Origin of the sequence: Hyphomonas adhaerens MHS-3 (genome assembly GCF_000685235.1) — a bacterium.
GTDB classification, from domain to species: Bacteria; Pseudomonadota; Alphaproteobacteria; order Caulobacterales; family Hyphomonadaceae; genus Hyphomonas; species Hyphomonas adhaerens.
This window is the reverse complement of sequence record NZ_ARYH01000001.1, coordinates 655,028-674,812: the sequence shown is the minus strand read 5'-3', so window position 1 is coordinate 674,812 and position 19,785 is coordinate 655,028. Positions and strand designations below refer to the sequence as shown.

The window sequence follows — 19,785 nt, the reverse complement described above, 5'->3', positions numbered from 1 at the left end:
CGCGATCGGGCTTTCCGGCTAGTCAGCCCTTGCCGGGTTGTTGGCTTCGACAAAGGTGGCGACCGCTTTAAGCGTTGCCGTGCGGGCAGGTGATGTCGCCATCCAGTGGTCGCTATGCGGCAGTTCGATCAGGTTAACTGTCTTGCCGGCTGCTTTGAGGGCGGACTTCATCCGCCGACTTTGTTCCAGTTTGACCACAGTGTCGTCATGTCCGTGAACCAGCAGGACCGGCGCGGTGAATTCGTCGGCATTCCATGCAGGCGAGGCCGCTTTCAGCTCATCCCTTTCGGTATCGATGTCGCCGATACTGGCGGCCCAGTATTCATACTCGTAGCTGTAGGAGCCGAGCCCGTTGTCAATTCGGATGTCGTCCAGCATTTCAGGCAGATCTGACACGGGCGCAATGGCCGCGATGCATTTGTACCTGTCTGGTGTGAAAGCCCCCCCGGCGAGCGCAGCAAACCCGCCATAACTGGCTCCGACGATACAGACGCGGTCCTTGTCGGCCCAACCAATCTCAATCAGCGCATCGAGCCCGGCAGTAATGTCGCTCTGCATAAGACGGCCCCATTCACCGTGGCCTGCCCATTCGAATTTTTGCCCAAAGCCACTGGATCCGCGAAAGTTTGGCTGAAGTACCAGATAGCCACGGCTGGCAAAATACTGGGCCATCCAGTCGAAGCGGACCGAATCAAAACCGGCCGGACCACCATGCGGCAGCACGATGGTCGGCAGGTTGCTTTCGCCATCACCGGCAGGCCAGGTGACGACCGCAGAGATCCGGGTACCATCAGAGGCCGGGTATTCGATTGTCTGCATCGGACCAACCCAGCCGGGGGCTATTTCATAGGATTTAGCAATCTGGGAGAGGCGTCCCGCAGCAGGATCGAACAAATAGTAGGAGCCTGTTTCCACGCCGCCGGAGATTTTCAGGACGAGCTGGCTGAAATTTGCCGACCAGTCAGTGATCAGCAGGCTGAAATCTGGCATTTTTTCCTGCAGCGTGTCGAACGCTGTCTGCAGGGCGGGATCCGCAAATGTGTAGGAAGGCTGGAGCCCCGCATAACGCACGCCGAATACATGGCGATTATCGTCTGTCAGTACCTGCGCCACATCGGCGCCTGGTTTTGAATAAGGCGTCTTCGAGAGGTCACCTTCGAAGCTCAGCGCATAGAGCATGCTTTCATCCAGATCTTCGGTCAGGCCAGAAACCAGAATGGCAGATTCGTCGGGGGTCATCCCAACCAGGTTCAGGGCGCGTCCGCCGATAAATCGCGTGTCTTCCGGATCGCCAGAGTAAACGGTTTCCCAGCTGCCGGATTTTTTGCTGTAGATCGTTTGCCGGTTGAGCTTGCTGTCATAGTCTTCGCGGGCGATCACCGTACCATCCGGCGCGATGACCCAATCGATGGCATATTCATATTTGGCACGGGAGCCGGCCTGCAGGCGGGACGACTGGCGGTCGCCTTCGAACACGCGGACCCGGCCGGAATCGAGCTTGACCCGGAAGACGCTCGATCCAAATCCTGAGGCGCCGGCCCCCACGGAGTTCACTGCGGAATTCCGGGCGGCATAGGTGAAAGTCGGGATCAGGATTTCGCTTGAGTCTTCCAGGAAACCGACGACATGGCTGGCGTCGGCACCGGGGACGAGGCTGCCTTCGTTCTCGAGCAGCTGATAAACTTTCTCGTTGGCGACATCGAAGATGAAGCCGAAGCCGTATTCGAAGCGGCCGGCATAATCGTAAAGCGCTTCGGTGGCCGAGGCGCGTAGCAGGACATAATTATCACCAAGGAAATCCACGGAGAGCGGCTTGAAATTCTCCACCCGAAAACCTGTTTGCAGGTCACCAGAGAGATCGCGCACGAGGACATAGTCGCCCTGTGGATCATGCCGCAGCATGGCGACGCGGGAGGCATCGTCAGAGATCGCTACCGAGCTGACTTCAGGCAATCGGCCATAAATTTCCAATGGTGGTGCGTCAGCCAGTGCCGTGAAGAGTGATGCGGCTGAAAGGATTGCCAACAAGCTGAGTGCAGCACGGATAAAGGGCATGTGGATCTTCCGGAGGTTGAACACGATGAGACTGAGCAGGCCTGCCCAATTCGGTCAAGCGTCAGGAGGCCTGATCCGCCGGGGAGCGTGGAACTGATCCTGTTTTAGCCGGTTGGCGGTCTATCCGCGTCTATTTGCTGCCCCAGGGGGCGGGCGGGGTGTCTACCGGGTGGGCCGTGTCGAATTCGATGCGGAAGAAGCGGCCGGGACGTTCCAGTTCGTAGGCGAACAGGCTGTGAGTAGGGCGCACTTCGATGGCCCAGACATTCTCTTTCGACTGCGGGATGCCGGAGGCATCGAACAGGGCCTTTGTTGCGTCATCGGCCGGGAAGTTCAGGCGGCTGCCGCTGAACCGGTCATCGCGTGTGCCGCCATAGCCGGTCAGCGCGTCGAAGCTGCCGTCTGCGTGGCGGTGTTCGTGATGCAGGGCGAGTCGGTCGTCCTCGCGGTGGATCACCCAGACACGGGACCGGTCATCGCCGACATGCAGCGGAATACGGATCTCATCCTTCGTGCAGGAGCGCACATGCATGACGATGCGCTGGGCGCGCCATGGGTCGTCCTGCAAATCATCGCTGACGATCTTGCCTTCAAAGGCCTTGCCGCAGAGCGCCGACAGCCGGTGCATGAACTCCGACTCCTGAAGCGTCGGCTGGCTGCATGCAGTCATCAGCAGCAGCGCGGCAGTTAGGAGACGGGCGCGCACCGGATCGGTCCTAGTGGCGGAAGTGGCGCATGCCGGTGAAGACCATGGCGAGACCGGCTTCGTCGGCGGCGGCGATCACTTCATCGTCGCGGATCGACCCGCCCGGCTGGATCACGGCGCTGGCTCCGGCAGAGGCCGCCTGAAGCAGGCCATCGGGGAAGGGGAAGAAGGCGTCGGAAGCTGCGACGCAGCCCTTGGTCTTCGGTTCGGCCCAGCCAGCAGCTTCCGCGGCATCCTCGGCCTTGCGCGCCGCGATACGGGCAGAGTCGACGCGGCTCATCTGGCCGGCGCCGACGCCGACAGTCGCGCCGTCTTTCGCATAAACGATCGTGTTGGATTTCACATGCTTGGCGACGCGCCAGGCGAAGAGGAGGTCATCCAGCTGCTGGTCAGTCGGGGCGATCTTGGTGACGACTTTCAGGTCGGCCTTCGTGATGCGGCCGAAATCGCGGTCCTGCATCAGGAAGCCGCCAGCAACGGTTTTCACGAACCGTCCGGCCGAGGCCGGATCGGGCAGGCCTTCGGTGATCAGGAGGCGGAGGTTCTTTTTCTTCGCGAAGATCGCTTCGGCCGCTGCGTCGGCGCCCGGCGCGATGACGACTTCGGTGAAGATCTGGGAGATCTCTTTGGCCGTCTCTTCGTCGAGCGCGCGGTTCAGGGCGACGATGCCGCCGAAGGCCGAGGTCGAGTCGCAGGCAAGCGCGGCGCGGTAGGCTTCGATGACGGACGCGCCCTGGGCCACACCGCACGGATTGGCGTGCTTGATGATGGCGACGGCAGGCGTCTCCGCGCCAAGCTCGCCGATCAGTTCATAGGCCGCGTCGGTATCGTTGATGTTGTTGTAGGACAGTTCCTTGCCCTGCAGCTGTTTCGCCGTGGCAACGCCGGGGCGCTTCTCTCCGGTGACGTAGAAGGCGGCTTTCTGGTGCGGGTTCTCGCCATAGCGCAGGGACTGCTGCAGCTTGCCGCCGAGGGCCGCCCAGTCCGGTGCCGTCTCGTCCAGCTGCGCGGCATACCAGCTGGAAATCGCAGCGTCGTAGGCGGCTGTGCGGGCATAGGTTTTCGCGGCCAGTTTGCGGCAGAGGGCAACGGAGACCTCGCCGTCATTCGCGTCCATCTCTTCCAGCACCTTGTCGACATCGCCGCCATCGGTGCAGACGGCAACGAAAGCGCCGTTCTTGGCCGCTGCGCGCAGCATGGCCGGGCCGCCAATGTCGATATTTTCGATACAGGTTTCGAAGTCGGCGCCGGAGGCGACGGTGGCCTCGAACGGGTAGAGGTTCACATAGATCAGGTCGATCGCGCCGATGCCGTGGGTTTCGGCGTCTTTCACGTGGGAAGGATTGTCGCGCAGGTAAAGCAGGCCGCCATGCACGGCCGGGTGCAGCGTCTTCACGCGGCCATCCATCATTTCCGGGAAGCCCGTCAGGTCGGCCACGTCTTTCACCGCTAGGCCAGCTTCCTTGAGCAGTTTCGACGTGCCGCCGGTGGAGACAAGTTCCACGCCTTTTTCAGCGAGCTTTTTCGCCTGTTCGACAAGGCCGGTCTTGTCGGAAACGGACAGGAGGGCACGGCGAATACGAACGGGGGCTCCGCTGGCGGCGTCGGACATGAGGGGATCTCCAGGAAGGACAATGCGTTGCCGCGCGGGTTAGCACGGCAGGGCAGGGCGTCAAGCGATGTCCTTGAACGCTTTTGCAGCCCGCTCCACCCCGTATTCCGGGACGATCATGCCCAGCATGCGCAGCGCTTCGGACCGTTCCCGGCGGCTCGCCGCTTCGATCAGGGCGGAAAGCTGCTTGTCGAACAGTTCCGAGGAGGGTGTACGGCTGGCAACACGCAGGACACCGTCGACATCGGTCCGGGTGACGGTCTCGTGTTCGTAGGTCAGTGCCTCGTGCATTTTCTCGCCCGCACGCAGCCCGGTCTGGACGATCTCGATATCGACACCGGGGATCAGGCCCTTCAGGCGGATCAGCGTTTCGGCCAGTTGCAGGATCGGCATCGGCTCACCCATGTCGAGCACATAGATGTCCGAATTCCCGCATTCATGTTGCAACGCGCCCGCCTGCAGGACGAGCGAAGAGGCTTCTTCCACGGTCATGAAATACCGGGTGACGCCCATATCGGTGATGGTCACCGGCCCGCCCTCGGCGATCTGCCGCTCGAACAGGGGAACGACCGAACCGGAGGATCCGAGTACATTACCGAACCGGACCATGGCGGCCGCCATGCCGGCTTCCTCGGCAATGCGGGAAATGGCGATCTCGGCCAGGCGTTTGGTGGCGCCCATGACATTGTCGGGGTCGACGGCCTTGTCGGTCGAGATGAACACGAAGCTGTTTGCGCCGACGGATGCGGCCGCCCGGGCACAGTTCACGGCGCCTGCCACATTCGTCAGGATCGCCTCGCAGACATTGCGCTCCATCAGCGGCACGTGCTTCAGCGCGGCCGCGTGGATTACGACTTCAGGCTGGGCGTTCTGGAAGATGTCGCGCACGCGCTGGGAATCGCGCACATCGCCGAGGCGCGAACTGATCTCCATCTCGGGGAACTTCTTCGTCAGCTCCATGTCGATGCTGTAGAGATTGAACTCGCAGGAATCGATGATGGTCAGCTGGGCCGGGTGCAGTCCGGCGACCTGGCGGGCCAGTTCGGATCCGATGGTGCCGCCGCCCCCGGTGATCAGGACGCGTGCCCCTTCGATCCTGTCGCGGACCGGGGCGATGTTCAGGCTCCGCTCGGCCCTGGCCAACAGGTCTGCCGGGCGGACCTTTTCCAGGAGCTGGGCCGTTTCTTCGCCGGACAGCGCCATGATCTGCGCGCCGTGCGCAGATGTGGTTTCCAGGATCTGCATCATGGTCTTGCGGTCTCGCGCCGCGCCCGTGACCGCGACCCACGGCGTGTGCTCATAGCGCACCGAGAGAACATCAATGACGTTCGACAGATCTTCCAGCCCGCCCATGATCGGCACACCGCGGATCGCGCGGCCAAAATCATTACCGTCGGTATCAATCAGGCCCAGCAGGCGGAAATTCTGGGTTTCTGTTGGGGTCTGCAGGCGCCGGATCACGCCGATACAGCTCGCTACGTCTCCGACCAGCAGGATCGGCCGGGCATCGCGGGCGATCGGGCTGAATATCTGCATCGGCTTGCGTGTGGAGCGCGAGAGGGCGACCATCCGGCCGGTGAAGAGGCAGATCGTCCAGATCAGAAGGGCGGTCAGCAGGATGCCCCAGGGGTGGGACAGGGCGCCATTTAGCAGGCCGGCAATCGGCAGGTAGATCAGGCCGGACAGCGCGATCGCCTGCATGATCCGAACGGCATCGGGCCAGCCGATATGCCGCCAGACCTGTGTCTGGATACGCAGGACCAGGAATCCGGCCGCCACCGCGGCCGTGAAACAGACCGTGCTGAGCAAGGCCGAGCCGATCGGAAACAGCCCGCGCGGTTCGTCCGCCCACCAGAACAGGACATTTGCAACGATCATGGCCCCTGCAGCTGCGCTGAGGTCGAACCCCAGAGTCAGGAACATGGCTCTGCGTGCGGCACGTTGAGGCGTCATGCACTCGGTTCCTTCACAAAGGCCCAGCGGACGCAGTTTGGCGGTTCGGTTCCGTCACTATTCGGATCCGCAAAGCCAGCGATCACAATTTGCTCGGGGCGTTCAACTACGCCTCGGGCGAGATAGGCCGTCCGTTCGAGTCTTGCCCCTTCATGACTCGTTTTGAAGCGCCATACAGCCCCATTTTCGCATATCAGGCGAATCGCATCTTTTCCCATCATGGCTTCCACGGTTGGATGTAAATGGAAGCGGATCTCGAAATTTATGAATTTCCGGTCTTCCGCCGGGGTCTGGGAAATCGGCCGCACGAGCGAATCTTCCCCGGCGAGCCGCCGGCCATCCCCGGCCATGAACAGGCGCCGCCGGTGCAGCAGGCCATGCGCCGGCTTGTAGCCGCCATGCTGGGCATCGAGCCAGATCTCGTCAGCCTCTTCCAGCCGTTTTGCCGAGATTCCCTCCGGGCCGCTGGCCGACAGCAGGCGCGTCGAGTCATTCAGTGAGAACGTTGCCGAATCGCGGCCGGACAAGATGAGCGTGGAATGGGCGCTGGTCCGGCGGACGGCGGCCTGCCAGTCGATGTTCACCTCGGCGCTGAACCCGCAGGATGTGACGATCCGGGAGGAACTGTCGGACAATTCAAAACCCAGTGCCCCGGCATGGGCCTGGTCGCCAAAAGGCAGGCCCGGCGCCGCGCCGCAATCGAGCACCAGGCGCAGCCCGTGCTTCTCCAGTTTCTGGAAGCCGGATTTGGGGGCAAAGGTGAACCGCCGTGGCGGGGCAGGCAGGCGTGAGAGGGCAGCGTCCACGACTTCCGGCCGGGATTCGTCGCCATCATTGAACGGGTTCAGGGCGCCGTCCCCGGTTTGGAAGAAGGCCAGCATGGCGCCCATCCGTGGAATCCATTTGCCGAAATAGTCCGGAGGCTCAATGCCGGCGCGGGTCAGCAATTCCTCCAGCGTTTGCAATTGCAGCAGGCAGAACAGGAGCCGCGACGGCGCCCGGCTGACATGGCCGCCATCCGGCAGAATCTGCGCCGTGCACTCCGCGTCCAGCCTGTCCAGCGCGAGGTTGAGGGCAGGGCGGTCGTTGAAACACAAAGCCCCGGCGACCTGCACCACGGCCGCCATCCAGCGGGCCTTCGGATCGACCGCCGCATCGGACTGGCTTTCAAGATAGCGCAGCTGGTGCAGCAGGCAGGCGAGGCGGGCCTGGCGCGCGGGTTCGGGGCCTTCCTCGAACAGGTCTTCCCCGCAGCGAAGCCAGTGCCAGAGGCGTGCAGCGGTCGGGTCCGTCCGCCAGGCGAAGCCGTTGAAACCGCCATACATCTCGATCCAGGTATCGACATGATGTCTTGCCCGGATGGCACCCTCATCGCCCTGGGAAAACAGGTCCGGCAGCCACGCAAACCTGTGCAATCTGTCGGCGACATGTTTGGAGGGCATCGGCACAGACCAGGGGCTTTGCCCCGGTTCCAGCGTCATGCGCGACATGCCGATTCGCCAGACATCGCGCATCAGCGCTTCGCCGCGCAACGTGTCGGGCGGGACGAGATCGGCCAGGTGCAGCGTGAATCCCTGCGGGACAGGTCCGGTCTGCTTCAGGCGCTGGACGGCCCCGATCTTGGCATCTTCGCCGCCCACGCCGCGGAACCGGCGCCACAATGCAGCATCGTCCGCTCCCGTTCGCGGGGCCCGATCAGCAGCGTATTGGCTGTCTCCACCTGACACGGGGCGCGTCCTATCTTCTTAGGCGTGTACGCTGGGTCTCAGGGTACGAATGTTGTCGGCATAGGCCGTCGGGCCGCCCTTGAATACGGCAGACCCGGCAACGATGGCCGTCACGCCGGCTGCAATGGCTTTGGGTGAGGTTTCGGCGTTCAGGCCGCCGTCGATTTCCAGGATGATGTCTCGCCCTGTCTGGTCGATCATCCGGCGCAGTTGCTCCACTTTGCGCAGCTGGCTTTCGATGAAGGCCTGCCCGCCAAAGCCGGGATTCACCGACATGACGAGGACAAGGTCGATATCGTCGATAACCGGTTCGATGATGCTTGCAGGTGTGGCCGGATTGAGCGCGACCCCGGGCTTCATCCCGGCGGCGCGGATCGCCTGAAGCGTCCGGTGCAGGTGCGGGCCGGCTTCAGGATGTACGGTCAGGATATTGGCGCCGGCTTTTGCGAAGGCGTGAATGAACGGGTCCACTGGCGCGATCATCAGGTGGACGTCGAACGGCTTTTTCGTATGCGGACGAAGCTTCTCGATCACCGGCGGCCCGAATGTCAGGTTCGGCACAAAATGGCCGTCCATGACATCGATGTGGATCATGTCGGCGCCAGCATGGTCGATGGCTCGTATTTCCTCCCCGAGACAGGCAAAGTCTGCAGAGAGAATCGAAGGTGAAATCAGTACGTCGCGCATATAGACTCCCTAAATGGGAAACGCCGGGCACACAAGGCGCCCGGCATTCCTGATCTGCTTCAGATTGAACGGCGGACGCTTAGTACGCGGCGGCCGGAATCAGCTTCCAGCCATCCGGGCTGGCGATGATGTCAACCGGCGTACCCGGGGCGATGTAGACATCTGCGCCCTGTACGATTTCCTGCGTCTCACCGCTGGAGAAGCGGACGACATAGGCAAAGCCCTTGCCGGTCCCGACAGCCTTGCCGGCCGCGTTGCCGGCGATCCCGCCGAGCACGGCGCCGCCGATGGCGCCAGCGGTCTGGGCCTTGTCGCCGCCGCCGAGTTCAGAGCCTGCAAGCCCGCCCAGGACCGCACCGGCAGCGGTGCCGATCATCGATTGCTTGGGCTGGATCGTGACTTCACGCACCGACATGATCGTGCCGTGATAGACGCGGGAGGATTGGCCGACAGCGCCCGGCGAAACGGTGTTGACGCCCTGGGTGGAGGCACAGCCAGCCAGCGACAGGCTAAGCGCCAGGAAGGCACCGGCGGCCAGTTTACCGGTCGAGGTGCGGATGGAAGAAACAACGGTCATTTAAGTGCTCCCTGCACAGTGTATGGGGTCTTTCTGGCATGTGCTCGCTGAATGGTAGATGAACCTTCAGCGGCAAATTCTAGGCGGTGGGGTTACTTTAGCGCTTCAGGCGACAGCCGTGACATGAAGAATGCATCATGTTCCGCTGATTCGCCCGGCAGGGTGAGCACGTCGCCGGAGCCGGTGATGCAGGACGCGAACCCGGGCGCCTCTTCCGGCGAAACGGGCAGGCGGGTGACGAGGCCTTCGGCGACGGCGCGGTCCACCACATCGGCGCCTTCGGACCTCAGCGGCGTGCAGACGCAATAGAGGATCGTGCCGCCGGGGCGGACCATCTCTGTCGCCGCTTTCAGTAGCCGATACTGCACATCCGGGAAGCGGGCGATGTCGCCTTCGCGCTTGATCCAGGCGCCTTCCGGGTGGCGGCGCAGCGTGCCGAGGGCGGAACAGGGCGCGTCCAGCAGCAGAAGGTCGGCAGGCGTTTCCGGGCGCCACGTTTCGGCGTCCGCTGTAATGATTTCGGCAGACAGACCGGTGCGGGCGAGGTTCTCTTCCAGCCGCTTCAGGCGCGGTTTCGACCGGTCGACCGCGATGACATTAAGGCCCGCGGCGCAGAGTTGCAGCGTCTTGCCGCCGGGGGCTGCGCAAAGGTCGATGGCCGTGATTTCGGCTGACTTGCCCGCGTCCATGCCGGATTTGTCCATGATCATATCGGACTTTGCCGGATCACCGGATGCGCTTGCCATGAGCAGGTTGGCGGCCAGGGCGGCGGCCGGGTCCTGCACCCACCAATCACCGCTACCATACTCCGCCAATGCCTCGACCGGGCCGCCGGGCGCGCGGATGGAGCCGCTGGCGAGCAGCTCTCCGCTGATCACTTCGGCGACGGCGGCGGCGTTGGTTTTTGCGGTGAGGAAAATGCCGGGCTCGGCCAGCTGGGCGGCGGCGAGAGCGGCGGCGCCGTCTGCCCCGACGCTGTCCTCGAAAGCGGCGGCAAGCCAGTCCGGCCAGATGGCGGTGACGGGCAGGGCATCAAGATCCGGGCGCTCGGCAGCGGCGCGGCGCAGCACGGCGTTCAGGAAGGCGCCGCCGGAGCGGGCGTCCTGCCAGGCCTTGGCGGCCTCGACGGTTTCGGAGACGGCGGCATGTTCCGGCACATCCATCCGCCAGAGCTGGACGGCGCCCACGCGCAGCAGGGCGCGGATGGCGGGGCTGGCGGCCTGTAGCGGGCGGGAGAGGAGGGGGGCGAGCGCGCGGTCGATGCGGCCAAGCTCGCGCAGGGCGGCCGAGGCGATGGCGCGGGCAAACGCCCGGTCCGGTCCGTCGAGGTCGCCGAAGGGCGGGGACTCGGCCATGGCCTGGTCCAGCGTGCGGCGCTTTTCGAGAGTGAGAAACAGGAGATCGGCGGCTGCCCGCCGCACCAATGCGCCGCTCATGATGTGGTCCTTATCCCCAGGGGCCGGCTTCGCGGCGCATGGCCGGGGAGGCCTGCGGCGCGGTCACGCCCATGTCCGCCGCGAGACGGCGGAGCGCTTCGATCCGGTTGGCGGTTGCCGGGTGGGTCGAGAAGAGATTGTCCGCCCCGCGCCCGTTCAGCGGGTTCGCGATATACATGTGCGCCATGGCCGGATTGCGCTCGGCGGCGACATTGATCGTGGAGCGGGCGCCGCGTTCGATTTTCGCGAGCGCCGAGGCGAGCCAGAGCGGGTTGCCGCAGATTTCTGCGCCCATGCGGTCGGCTTCGTATTCGCGAGATCGCGAGATGGCCATCTGCACGAGGCCGGCGGCCAGCGGGGCAAAGATCATGATCGCGATGGACCCGATCAGCCCGGTGCGATCGCGCCCGAAGAACAGGGCGAAATTCGCCAGCATGCCGATGGCACCGGCAATCGTGGCGGTGATGGTCATGGTCAGCGTGTCGCGGTGTTTCACATGGGCCAGCTCATGCGCCATCACCCCGCGGACTTCGTCGCGGTTCAGCATGCCGAGCAGGCCGGTCGTGGCGCAGACAGCCGCGTGCTGCGGGTTGCGGCCGGTGGCGAAGGCGTTCGGCTGGGGCGTTTCGATGATGTAGACGCGCGGCGGCGGCATGCCCGCGCGGTCTGCCAGCAGGGCGACGTCCTTGGCGAAGGTGCGCAGCATGGGGGAGGCGGTCTGCGGGTCGATTTCCTTCGCGCCCTGCATCGACAGGACGATCTTGTCGGAATTCCAGTAGGAGAAAATGTTCATCGCGGCGGCCACGACGAAAGCCAGGGCCATGCCGGGCACGCCGCCGATCAGGTAGCCGACGCCCATGAAGAGCGCGGTCATCGCCGCGAGAAGGATGAAGGTTTTCAGTGTGCCCATTGGGCCTTAACTCCACTCTGTTCTCCGCGTATGTACGCGGTGCGTTAGCACTCCCCGGCCGCAACTCCTATATGGCGAGCGTTAACGAAAAGAGGAGTCTTCATGGCCAGCGATGACAAAGCTGTAATCCCTGTCCTGACGGACGAGGAAATCGCGCGCCGCAAGGCGTTGCCGGAGGCTGCCCGCCGTGCGCTGGAAGAGGCCGATGCCCGCAAGGCCAAAGAAGCGGCCGATGCCGCCGCCCTGCCGGAAGACGAGCATGGCGGACCCAGAAGCATTGAACCGACCCGGTACGGGGACTGGGAACGCAAGGGGATTGCGTACGACTTTTAGCCCGCGCGCGTGCTTCGTGCCCTGCGCTTGCGCTTGGGCCTTCTCGGGGAAATCGCCGTGCGATTTCTGATCCCTCGAAGCGCTCAGCATGAGCGCTCAACAAGCACGGACTCATCCTGAGCGAAGTCGAAGGATGGAACAGCAAAGAGCAGAAGCCCGGCGCTTGCGCTTGGGCCTGCCTCGGGAAATCGCAGTGCGATTTCTGGTCCTCGGCAGCCCTCAAAGACCAAGCACTTTCCGTGCAATGATTGTCCGCTGGATCTCGTTCGTGCCGCCATAGATGGACTGGGCACGCCCTGCAAAATATGTCGCCATGTCGCGCCCCGGCGAGCCGCCGGGGTCGTTCTGGCCTGCCCAGAAGCTGAAATGCGGCTGGGCGCACGCGCCCGCGGCATCCACCATCAGTTCGGTGATCTGCTGGTGGGTTGTCGTGGCGAGGATTTTCACCGTTGAGGCCGCATCGCCGGGGGAACCGCCCCGGGCGGCCGCTGACAGGACGCGGAACACCGTCATCTCCAGCCCGTCGACCGCCATCTCGGCTTCGGTCAGGCGACGGGCGAACCCTTCATCATCAATCAGCCGCTCGCCGCTGCCGTCCGGCGTGGACATGGCCACGTCGCGGATATGGCGCAGCATGGCGCGTTTGCCACCGATCCGGGCGTAAGACGTGCGCTCGAAGCCGAGCAGGTATTGCGAATAGGTCCAGCCTTTTCCGGCCTCGCCGATCCGGTTGTCTTCGGGCACTTTCACGTCCTCGAAGAAGACTTCGTTCAGGACGTGATTGCCGTCGATCGTGATGATCGGTTTCACGGTGACGCCAGGCGCATCGATGGGGCAGCAGATGAAGCTGATGCCTTTCTGCTTCTTGTCCTCCTGCGAGGTGCGGGCGAGCAGGAAGATCCAGTCGGCGTGCTGGGCCGCGGACGTCCAGATCTTGTGGCCGTTGAGCGTGTAGGTGCCATTGTCCAATTTCGCGCTAAACTGGAGGGAGGCGAGGTCCGAGCCTGCGCCCGGTTCGGAATAGCCCTGCGCCCAGCCGACCGAGCCGTCGCGGATGCCGGGCAGCCAGCGTTCTTTCTGTTCGTCCGAGCCGAATGTGTAGATCACCGGGCCGACATAGATGACGCCCATCGGGGTGACCGTCGGCACGCCGGCGCGTTCAAGTTCCTCGTCGAAGACGTATTGTTCTTCGATCCCCCAGCCGGGGCCGCCATATTCCTCCGGCCAGGCCGTGGCGAGCCAGCCCTTTTGTCCAAGGGCCATTTCAGACCGGCGCACTTCCTCCGTCGTCAGCGGCAGGCCGGCCTTGTATTTGCGGATGATGTCTTTCGGGAAGTCTGTCTCGAACCAGGTCCGCACCTTTGTGCGGAAGGCTTCGATCTCAGGGCTGAAGGAAAGGTCCATCTTTGGCTCCGTAGCTTTCCTTCAAAAGCGTAGGGCAGGGCCTGCCTGATGCAAGCCCTGCCCCAGCGTCGCCTGATTGGCGAATGCGTGGCCTTAAGCGGCCTTCTGATCGGCGATCCACTGGTCGACGCGGCGCTCCAGCAGGTCGAGCGGCATCGAGCCGCCGCCTAGCACGGTGTCGTGGAAACCGCGGATGTCGAACTTGTCGCCCAGCTCCTCTTCGGCGTGCTTGCGCAGGTCCTGGATCTTGATCATGCCGATCTTGTAGGCCGTGGCCTGGCCCGGCATCACAATATAGCGCTGCACTTCGGAGCGTGCCTGCGCCTCGGTGATGGCGGAATTGTCGAGGAAGTACTGCACGGCCTGTTCTTCGGTCCAGCCCTTGGAATGCAGGCCGGTGTCCACGACGAGGCGGATGGCGCGCCAGATCTCGGAGCCGAGACGGCCGAAGTCGGAATAGGGGTCTTCATAGGTGCCCGGGAATTCCGTGGCGAGCCATTCGGAGTAGAGCCCCCAGCCTTCGGCATAGGCCGTGAAGTTGATCTGGGTGCGGAACTGCGGCACGCCGGTCAGCTCCTGCGCGATCGAAATCTGCATGTGGTGGCCGGGGATGCCTTCATGATAGGCGATCACTTCCAGTTCGCCCTTCGGCATGGCTTTCATGTCCGAGAGATGCGCGTAGTAGACACCGGGGCGCGAGCCGTCCGGCGTGCCGGGGAAGTAGTGCTGGGCAGCGCCCGGCTGTTCGCGGAAGGCTTCGACGCGTTTCACGACGAGGTCCGCTTTCGGCAGGATGCCGAAGAACTCCGGCAGCTTGGCCTTGATGTTCTCGATCTTCGCCGTGGCGTCGTCGATATAGGCCTGACGGCCTTCATCTGTATCCGGATAGTAGAAGCGTTCATCATCCTTGGAGTCGCGCTGGAAAGCGAAGAACTCCTTCAGCGTCCCTTCAAAGCCGACCTTGTCCTTGATGGCTTCCATCTCGGCATGGATCCGGTCCACTTCGGCAAGCCCGATTTCGTGGATCTCGTCGGCGGTCATCGACGTGGTCGTGTTGTTGGCGAGGCGTTCCTCGTAATAGGCCGCGCCGTCCGGCTGCAGGAAGGCGCCGACGGCTTGCGTGGAATCCGGCGAGTTCGCCATGTCCTCGGTCGCAAACGCGATGATGTTGTCGAAGGCGTCGAGGAAATCGTTCGTCATCGCATCGGTGGCGTCAGCGAGGATCACGTCGGACTCGTCCTGAGTCAGCTCGCCATTCTCCACCAGCGTGGCGAGTTCGGACTTCACGTCTGCCATCAGGGCACTGTCCGGCCCGTCAGTGAACGGCGCGCCGGTGATGACTTTCCGCGACTGGTCGATTACGCCCTCATAAGCGAACTTCGGCGCGTGTGTGCCGTGCTCGGCGCTCTCGCGGGCCACGTCGGTTGCTTCGTTCAGGGCGCGGGCAGATTCGCGGATCCGCGAAACATAGGCGCGCATGTCGTCGGCATTCTCGACATTGTGGAAGCTGATCAGGAATTGCGGGATGAAGCCCTGCGGGCCGTTCATCTGGTCATAGACAAAGCCGTTATAGCGGAACTTCGCGGCTTCGGCGGCCTGATCGTACTGGTATTCGAAGAGGTCCCAGGACAGTTTGTCGGCGTCCGACAGGTCGTCATAATTGAACTTGGCTTTCATTTCCTCGACGGCGGCCTTCTGGCGGGCCAGCTGTTCATCGGCGCAGGCAAAGGTGAAGCAGTCGATCTGGTCGTTGAGGTCCTTCCGGCCGAGGAAGGTCATCGTGATCGGGCTATCCTGCAGCGATTCCTCGTATTTTGCATCGAACCACTCATTCAACTCCTTGCTGATCTCGGCCTTCTGGTCGGCGGTCAGCTCAGTTGCGGCGGCGGGGGCGGCAGGTTTGTCGGCTGGCTGTCCGCAGGCGGCGAGCGAAAAGGCCAGCGCCAGCGCTGACACGGCAGGTTTGATCATGGGGGTCTCCGAAAAGGGATTTGTCGATAAACGATAAGGCTTGGTAGCCGCTTCCGCGTCGCTCTGTCAATTGGCAAGCGGCACGCCCGGCGCTAGGGGAGGGAGATGACTGAAACAAATTCCCCCAGAACGCTCCGGATCGGAACACGTGGTTCGCCGCTGGCCCTGATTCAGGCAAATCAGATCGCGGCCGGAATCGCAGCGGCTTCGGATGGCGCCATGACTGGCGAGATCGTCACCTTCACCACATCCGGTGACCAGCTGACGACCGAACGCCTGATCAATTCCGGCGGCAAGGGCCTGTTCACCCGTGAACTGGACGCGGCCCTGACGCGCGGCGAAGTCGACCTGACGGTCCACAGCCTGAAGGACGTGCCGTCCGTGCTGGAACCGGGCCAGGTGTTCGCCGCGTTCCCGGAACGTGAAGACCCGCGCGAGGGGTTCCTGTCCCCGCATGCGAAAAGCCCGATGGACCTGCCACAGGGCGCCAAGGTCGGCACGGCGTCCCTGCGCCGGGAAGCGCAGACCCGCGCCATGCGCCCGGACCTCGAAATCGTCACCTTCCGCGGCAATGTCGCGACCCGGATGCGCAAGCTGGAAGAGGGCCTCGCGGATGCGACCTATCTGGCCATGGCGGGGCTGACGCGCCTCGGCCAGCCGGAAGTGGCGACGCCGATCCCGCTGACCGACATGCTGCCGGCCGCGGCGCAGGGCATTGTCGGCGTGGTCATGCGCGAGGACATGGACGCCGAGGCCGCCACCGTGCTGCACAGGCTGAACCATGTGCCGACCGCGGCGGCCGCGATCATCGAGCGGGCCTTCCTGCTGGCGCTGGACGGATCGTGCCGCACGCCGATTGCCGCGCACACATTCGACAAGGGCGAGGAATGGCATCTGGTCGGTGAAGTGCTGGCCATGGATGGCGGCGCCCGCTGGCGCGCCGAAGGTACCTGCCGGAAAGCGGCCAACGAAGTTCAGCTCGAAGCGCTCGGCAAGGACATTGCGAACGAGATCCGCCAGCAGGCGGGCGGCGAACTGCCTGCGTTCGAGGGGGACTGGTGAGCCTTCCGGTCATCGTGACCCGCGCCGAACCCGGCGCCTCCGAAACCATGGCCCGGCTGGCGGCGATGGATGTGACGCCGATTGCGTCGCCCATGCTGTCGCTCGCCCGGCTAAATGTGGATCTGCCGGATCTCTCCGGCGTGCAGCATCTCGTCTTCACCAGCGCCAATGGCGTGCGCTTCTTTACAGAGGCCAGCACCCTGCGGGCGGCCAAGGCCTGGTGTGTCGGTCCGTCCACCGCGGCGGCCGCACGGGAGGGGGGCTTTGCCGCTGTCTATGAAGGCGCAGGCGATGCGGCCGCGCTTGCCGCAGATATTCTGGTGGCCCTGCCGGAAGGGACCGAAGGCGTTCTGCACGTTGCTAATGAGGCCGCCGCAGGCGATCTCGTTGCCCGGTTGAAGGAAGGCGGCATCCCGGCGGACTTCCTCGCCCTCTATGAAACCCTTCCCGCCGATGAGCTGACGCCTGAGGCGGAAGCGGCGCTGGCGGCAGGCCCGGCCTGTGTCCTCATCCATTCGGCAAAAGCGGCGGCGGCCTTTGCCTGGGCTGCCGGCGGGCTGGACCAGGCCGTTATTGTGGCGATCTCCGAAGCGGCGGCCCGTCCACTGCAGAGCCGGGAGGTCGCCGCGATCCATATCGCCGAAGCCCCGAATGAAGACGCGCTGCTCGCCACGCTCGCCGCTGTGGCCAGCGGCCTTTAAGCAGCCGGAATCCTGTGCGAGTGTAAGCAGGCTGAAACCGGATTCGACATGACAGACGATTCTATCCCTGAAAGCTCCGTCGACCCGGGTGAACCGATCGACGCGGATTTCGAACTGGCCCCCGATGAGGGGAAGGCGCCCAAAGCGGGCGGCGGACCCGGCTGGCTCGGCGCCGGTGTGATGAGCATCATGGCAGCCGGGCTTGGCGGCCTGATCGGCATTGGCGCCCATATGGTGCTGCCTCCCAGCAGTGGCCTCGGAAATGCCGATGAAGAAGTTGCCGCGCTGAACGACCGGATCGGCAAGCTGGAACAGGCCGCCCCGGACGACCGCGCGGCGCTCAAGGCCGGGATCGACGCACTGGCAAACCGGATCGACAACCTCCCCGCCGGCAATGCCGCGCCGGTGGACCTGACCGGCATCATTGCCCGGCTCGATGCGCTGGAATCCGTCGAACCCGGCGACACGGTGGCCCCGGAAGACCTCGCCCGGGCACTTGGCGCCCTGTCTGACCGGCTGGATGCGCTTGAAGCCCGGCCCCTGCCGGTAGATCTCAGTCCCCGCGTTGCCGCGCTGGAGCGGGACGTGGAAACGCTTCGCGACTCGACACTGGAGCAGACAAAGCAGGGCCGCTCCCTCGCCGACATGCTGGCCCGCGTCCAGACCGAGCAGAGCGATGCCCGCGCCGAAGCCGCCTCCGCCAGTTCGGTCGCCGAAGCCGCGCTGGCCCTGTCAGCCATCGAAGCGGCCTCCCGCCGGGGAGAGCCTTTCGAGTCCGACTACCGGGCGCTGCGCGCCGCCTTGCCGACCTCGGATGATGTCCGCGTCCTCGGCCCGCTGGCAACGGAAGGCGTGCCAACCCGGGCGGAGCTGACAGAGACGTTCGCCGCCGCCGCCGATGCCGCGCGCCGGACCGTGCCGACGGAAGACTCGGGGCGCTGGGGCTGGATCAACAAATTCTTTGGCGGCGCCGTCACCGTCCGCAAGGCGGATGGCAGCGATGCCGATCCGTTCGCCTTGCTGTCGCGGGCGGCCGAAGCGCTCGAAAAGGGTGACCTTGAAGACGCCGTATCCTATACAACCCGGCTGGACGGGCCGACAGGCACGGCAATGTCCGGATGGACCGAAGATGCGAAACGGCGCATCACTCTGGAAACTTCGCTGGAGGCCGTGCGCCTCGCCCTGGCGGATGGGGGCGCCAAGACACCATGAACCGGATCATCGTGTTTCTCGTGCTTCTGATCGTGCTGATCGCAGCGCTCGCTTTCGGCTGGTGGGCCTATACGCTTCCCGGCAAGGTGACCGTGCCGATCGGGACGGAAGAGATTTCCATCAAGTCCGGCGCCGCCGTGGCGCTCGTGCTGGCCCTGTCAGGTTTGATGGCGGCGGCCTGGTGGGTCATTTCAGGCATCTTCGTTCTGCCGGGCCGGATTGCCCGGTCCCGCCGCCGGTCGAAATCGCGCAAGGCGAACGCCGCGCTGACCGAGGGCCTGCTGGCCGCCGAAGCCGGCGATGCCGAAGCGGCGCTGAAGCTTGCCCGCAAGGCGGCCAAGCATGCCGAGGACGAACGCCTGAAACTGCTGCTGGAAGCGCGCGCCGCCGAAGCGAATGATGACTGGGCCGGGGCCGAACGGGCCTGGAGCCAGCTGACCCGCCTGCCGGGCGGCCAGCTTGCGGGCCTGCGCGGCTCTGCCATGGCAGCGTCCGAGCGCGGCGACCAGCTGACAGCGGAAACGCGCGCCCGCGAAGCGCTCGGCCTCAAATCTTCCGCCGACTGGCCATTCAATTCCCTGTTCGACCTGCAGGTCTCGAAAGGGGAGTGGGAGAAGGCGCTGGATACGCTCACCACGGGCGAGCGCCGGGGCATGATCAAGGGCGATGGGTTGCGCCGCCGCCGCGCCGTGCTGCTGACGGCTCATGCCGTTGGCCTGCCGCATGACCACAAGAGCGAAGCCCAGAAAGCGCTGGCCGAAGCCATCCGGTCCGCACCGGGCTTCCCGCCCGCCGCTTTCCATGGCGCCAAGACGTTGATGGTGGATGGCAAGGCAAAGGCCGCGCAAGGCGTGCTGGCGCTTGGCTGGAAGGCCCGCCCGCACCCGGCGCTGGCACAGCTGGCCCGCCGCCTCGTGCCGCAGGACAGCCAGGCGAACATCGCTGAACGCCTTCAGGCCCTGATCGCGGCCCGGCCGAACCACCGTGAAAGCAAGATCCTGATGGCCGAGATCGCCATGGACAAGGGCGACTGGGTCGGCGCGATCCGGGCGCTGGCGCTGCTGGTGGAAGAGAATCCGACCGCGCGGCTGTGCCTGCTGATGGAGCGGGCCCTGAAGGGCTATGGCGACCAGTCGGAAGCGGCGCGCTGGGGCCGGATGGCGGTCTCCGCCTCGCGGGAACCGGACTGGTCGGACATCGACCCGAAAGGCAATGCCTTCGATTTCGACAAGCAGGGCTGGGCACGCCTCGTCTATGCCTTCGGCGATGTCGGCGACCTCGTGCATCCGCGCTACGAGTCCTATGGCCGCGAACTGGAAGCGGGCCGTGTGCCTGCGCTGCCGGGGCCGGAACTGGAAGAAGCCGCGCCAGAAGCGCCCAAGGCACCGGACCGCCCGCTCAGCCCGCCGCTGGACTATGCCTCCGACGACGACTGACCG

16 protein-coding genes are annotated in these 19,785 nt (G+C 64.4%); 5 read left to right on the top strand and 11 right to left on the bottom strand.

Features of this window, described 5'->3' with window-relative positions; genetic code table 11:
* Positions 1-18 precede the first annotated feature (18 nt).
* The 9 genes from HAD_RS03300 to htpX all read right to left on the bottom strand — a co-directional run bounded on the left by HAD_RS03300 (position 19) and on the right by htpX (position 11,663).
* Entirely contained in the window at positions 19-2,055 is a 2,037-nt protein-coding gene (locus HAD_RS03300) for an alpha/beta hydrolase family protein (RefSeq protein ID WP_035569411.1), read from the bottom strand.
* 130 nt (positions 2,056-2,185) lie between these two features.
* On the bottom strand, positions 2,186-2,761 hold the full coding sequence (locus HAD_RS03295) for a hypothetical protein (protein WP_035569410.1): 576 nt from the start codon (positions 2,759-2,761) through the stop codon (positions 2,186-2,188).
* A 10-nt stretch (positions 2,762-2,771) separates the two neighbouring features.
* Positions 2,772-4,373, bottom strand: a complete 1,602-nt coding sequence (purH, locus tag HAD_RS03290) for a bifunctional phosphoribosylaminoimidazolecarboxamide formyltransferase/IMP cyclohydrolase (RefSeq protein ID WP_035569409.1) — start codon at positions 4,371-4,373, stop codon at positions 2,772-2,774.
* Positions 4,374-4,433: 60 nt separating this feature from the next.
* The gene (locus HAD_RS03285; RefSeq protein WP_084331752.1) at positions 4,434-6,326 is read right to left on the bottom strand and encodes a polysaccharide biosynthesis protein; all 1,893 of its coding nucleotides are present in this window, start codon (positions 6,324-6,326) and stop codon (positions 4,434-4,436) included.
* Positions 6,323-8,053 (bottom strand): heparinase II/III family protein, encoded by a 1,731-nt coding sequence (locus HAD_RS03280; protein ID WP_035569408.1) that lies wholly within the window; start codon positions 8,051-8,053, stop codon positions 6,323-6,325. The genes HAD_RS03285 and HAD_RS03280 overlap by 4 nt, the downstream gene beginning before the upstream one ends.
* Positions 8,054-8,071: 18 nt before the next feature.
* On the bottom strand, positions 8,072-8,740 hold the full coding sequence (gene rpe / locus HAD_RS03275) for a ribulose-phosphate 3-epimerase (RefSeq protein ID WP_035569407.1): 669 nt from the start codon (positions 8,738-8,740) through the stop codon (positions 8,072-8,074).
* Between the two features lie 79 nt (positions 8,741-8,819).
* Positions 8,820-9,317, bottom strand: a complete 498-nt coding sequence (locus tag HAD_RS03270; protein WP_051595889.1) for an outer membrane lipoprotein — start codon at positions 9,315-9,317, stop codon at positions 8,820-8,822.
* A 92-nt stretch (positions 9,318-9,409) separates the two neighbouring features.
* Positions 9,410-10,753 (bottom strand): RsmB/NOP family class I SAM-dependent RNA methyltransferase, encoded by a 1,344-nt coding sequence (locus HAD_RS03265; protein ID WP_035569405.1) that lies wholly within the window; start codon positions 10,751-10,753, stop codon positions 9,410-9,412.
* Positions 10,754-10,763: 10 nt separating this feature from the next.
* Positions 10,764-11,663: a zinc metalloprotease HtpX gene (gene htpX, locus HAD_RS03260; RefSeq protein ID WP_035569403.1), complete on the bottom strand. Its 900-nt coding sequence runs from the start codon at positions 11,661-11,663 to the stop codon at positions 10,764-10,766.
* A 102-nt stretch (positions 11,664-11,765) separates the two neighbouring features.
* Between htpX and HAD_RS03255 the strand changes: the two genes are divergently transcribed.
* Positions 11,766-11,996: a DUF1674 domain-containing protein gene (locus HAD_RS03255; RefSeq protein ID WP_051595888.1), complete on the top strand. Its 231-nt coding sequence runs from the start codon at positions 11,766-11,768 to the stop codon at positions 11,994-11,996.
* A gap of 219 nt (positions 11,997-12,215) precedes the next feature.
* Here HAD_RS03255 and HAD_RS03250 read toward each other — a convergent pair whose 3' ends face one another.
* Together HAD_RS03250 and HAD_RS03245 are read right to left on the bottom strand one after the other, a co-directional pair.
* Positions 12,216-13,400, bottom strand: a complete 1,185-nt coding sequence (locus tag HAD_RS03250) for an acyl-CoA dehydrogenase family protein (RefSeq protein WP_035569402.1) — start codon at positions 13,398-13,400, stop codon at positions 12,216-12,218.
* A 93-nt stretch (positions 13,401-13,493) separates the two neighbouring features.
* Entirely contained in the window at positions 13,494-15,371 is a 1,878-nt protein-coding gene (locus HAD_RS03245) for a DUF885 domain-containing protein (RefSeq protein WP_035569401.1), read from the bottom strand.
* Between the two features lie 105 nt (positions 15,372-15,476).
* Here HAD_RS03245 and hemC point away from each other — a divergent pair, with 105 nt between their 5' ends.
* The 4 genes from hemC to HAD_RS03225 are packed head-to-tail and all read left to right on the top strand — an operon-like array spanning position 15,477 to position 19,782.
* The gene (gene hemC, locus HAD_RS03240; protein ID WP_035569399.1) at positions 15,477-16,433 is read left to right on the top strand and encodes a hydroxymethylbilane synthase; all 957 of its coding nucleotides are present in this window, start codon (positions 15,477-15,479) and stop codon (positions 16,431-16,433) included.
* Complete coding sequence (locus HAD_RS03235; protein WP_051595887.1) at positions 16,430-17,134, top strand: uroporphyrinogen-III synthase; 705 nt, start codon at positions 16,430-16,432, stop codon at positions 17,132-17,134. The genes hemC and HAD_RS03235 overlap by 4 nt, the downstream gene beginning before the upstream one ends.
* Positions 17,135-17,182: 48 nt before the next feature.
* Complete coding sequence (locus tag HAD_RS03230) at positions 17,183-18,346, top strand: COG4223 family protein (protein WP_035569396.1); 1,164 nt, start codon at positions 17,183-17,185, stop codon at positions 18,344-18,346.
* Complete coding sequence (locus HAD_RS03225; RefSeq protein ID WP_035569395.1) at positions 18,343-19,782, top strand: heme biosynthesis protein HemY; 1,440 nt, start codon at positions 18,343-18,345, stop codon at positions 19,780-19,782. The genes HAD_RS03230 and HAD_RS03225 overlap by 4 nt, the downstream gene beginning before the upstream one ends.
* The last annotated feature ends 3 nt before the right edge of the window (positions 19,783-19,785 follow it).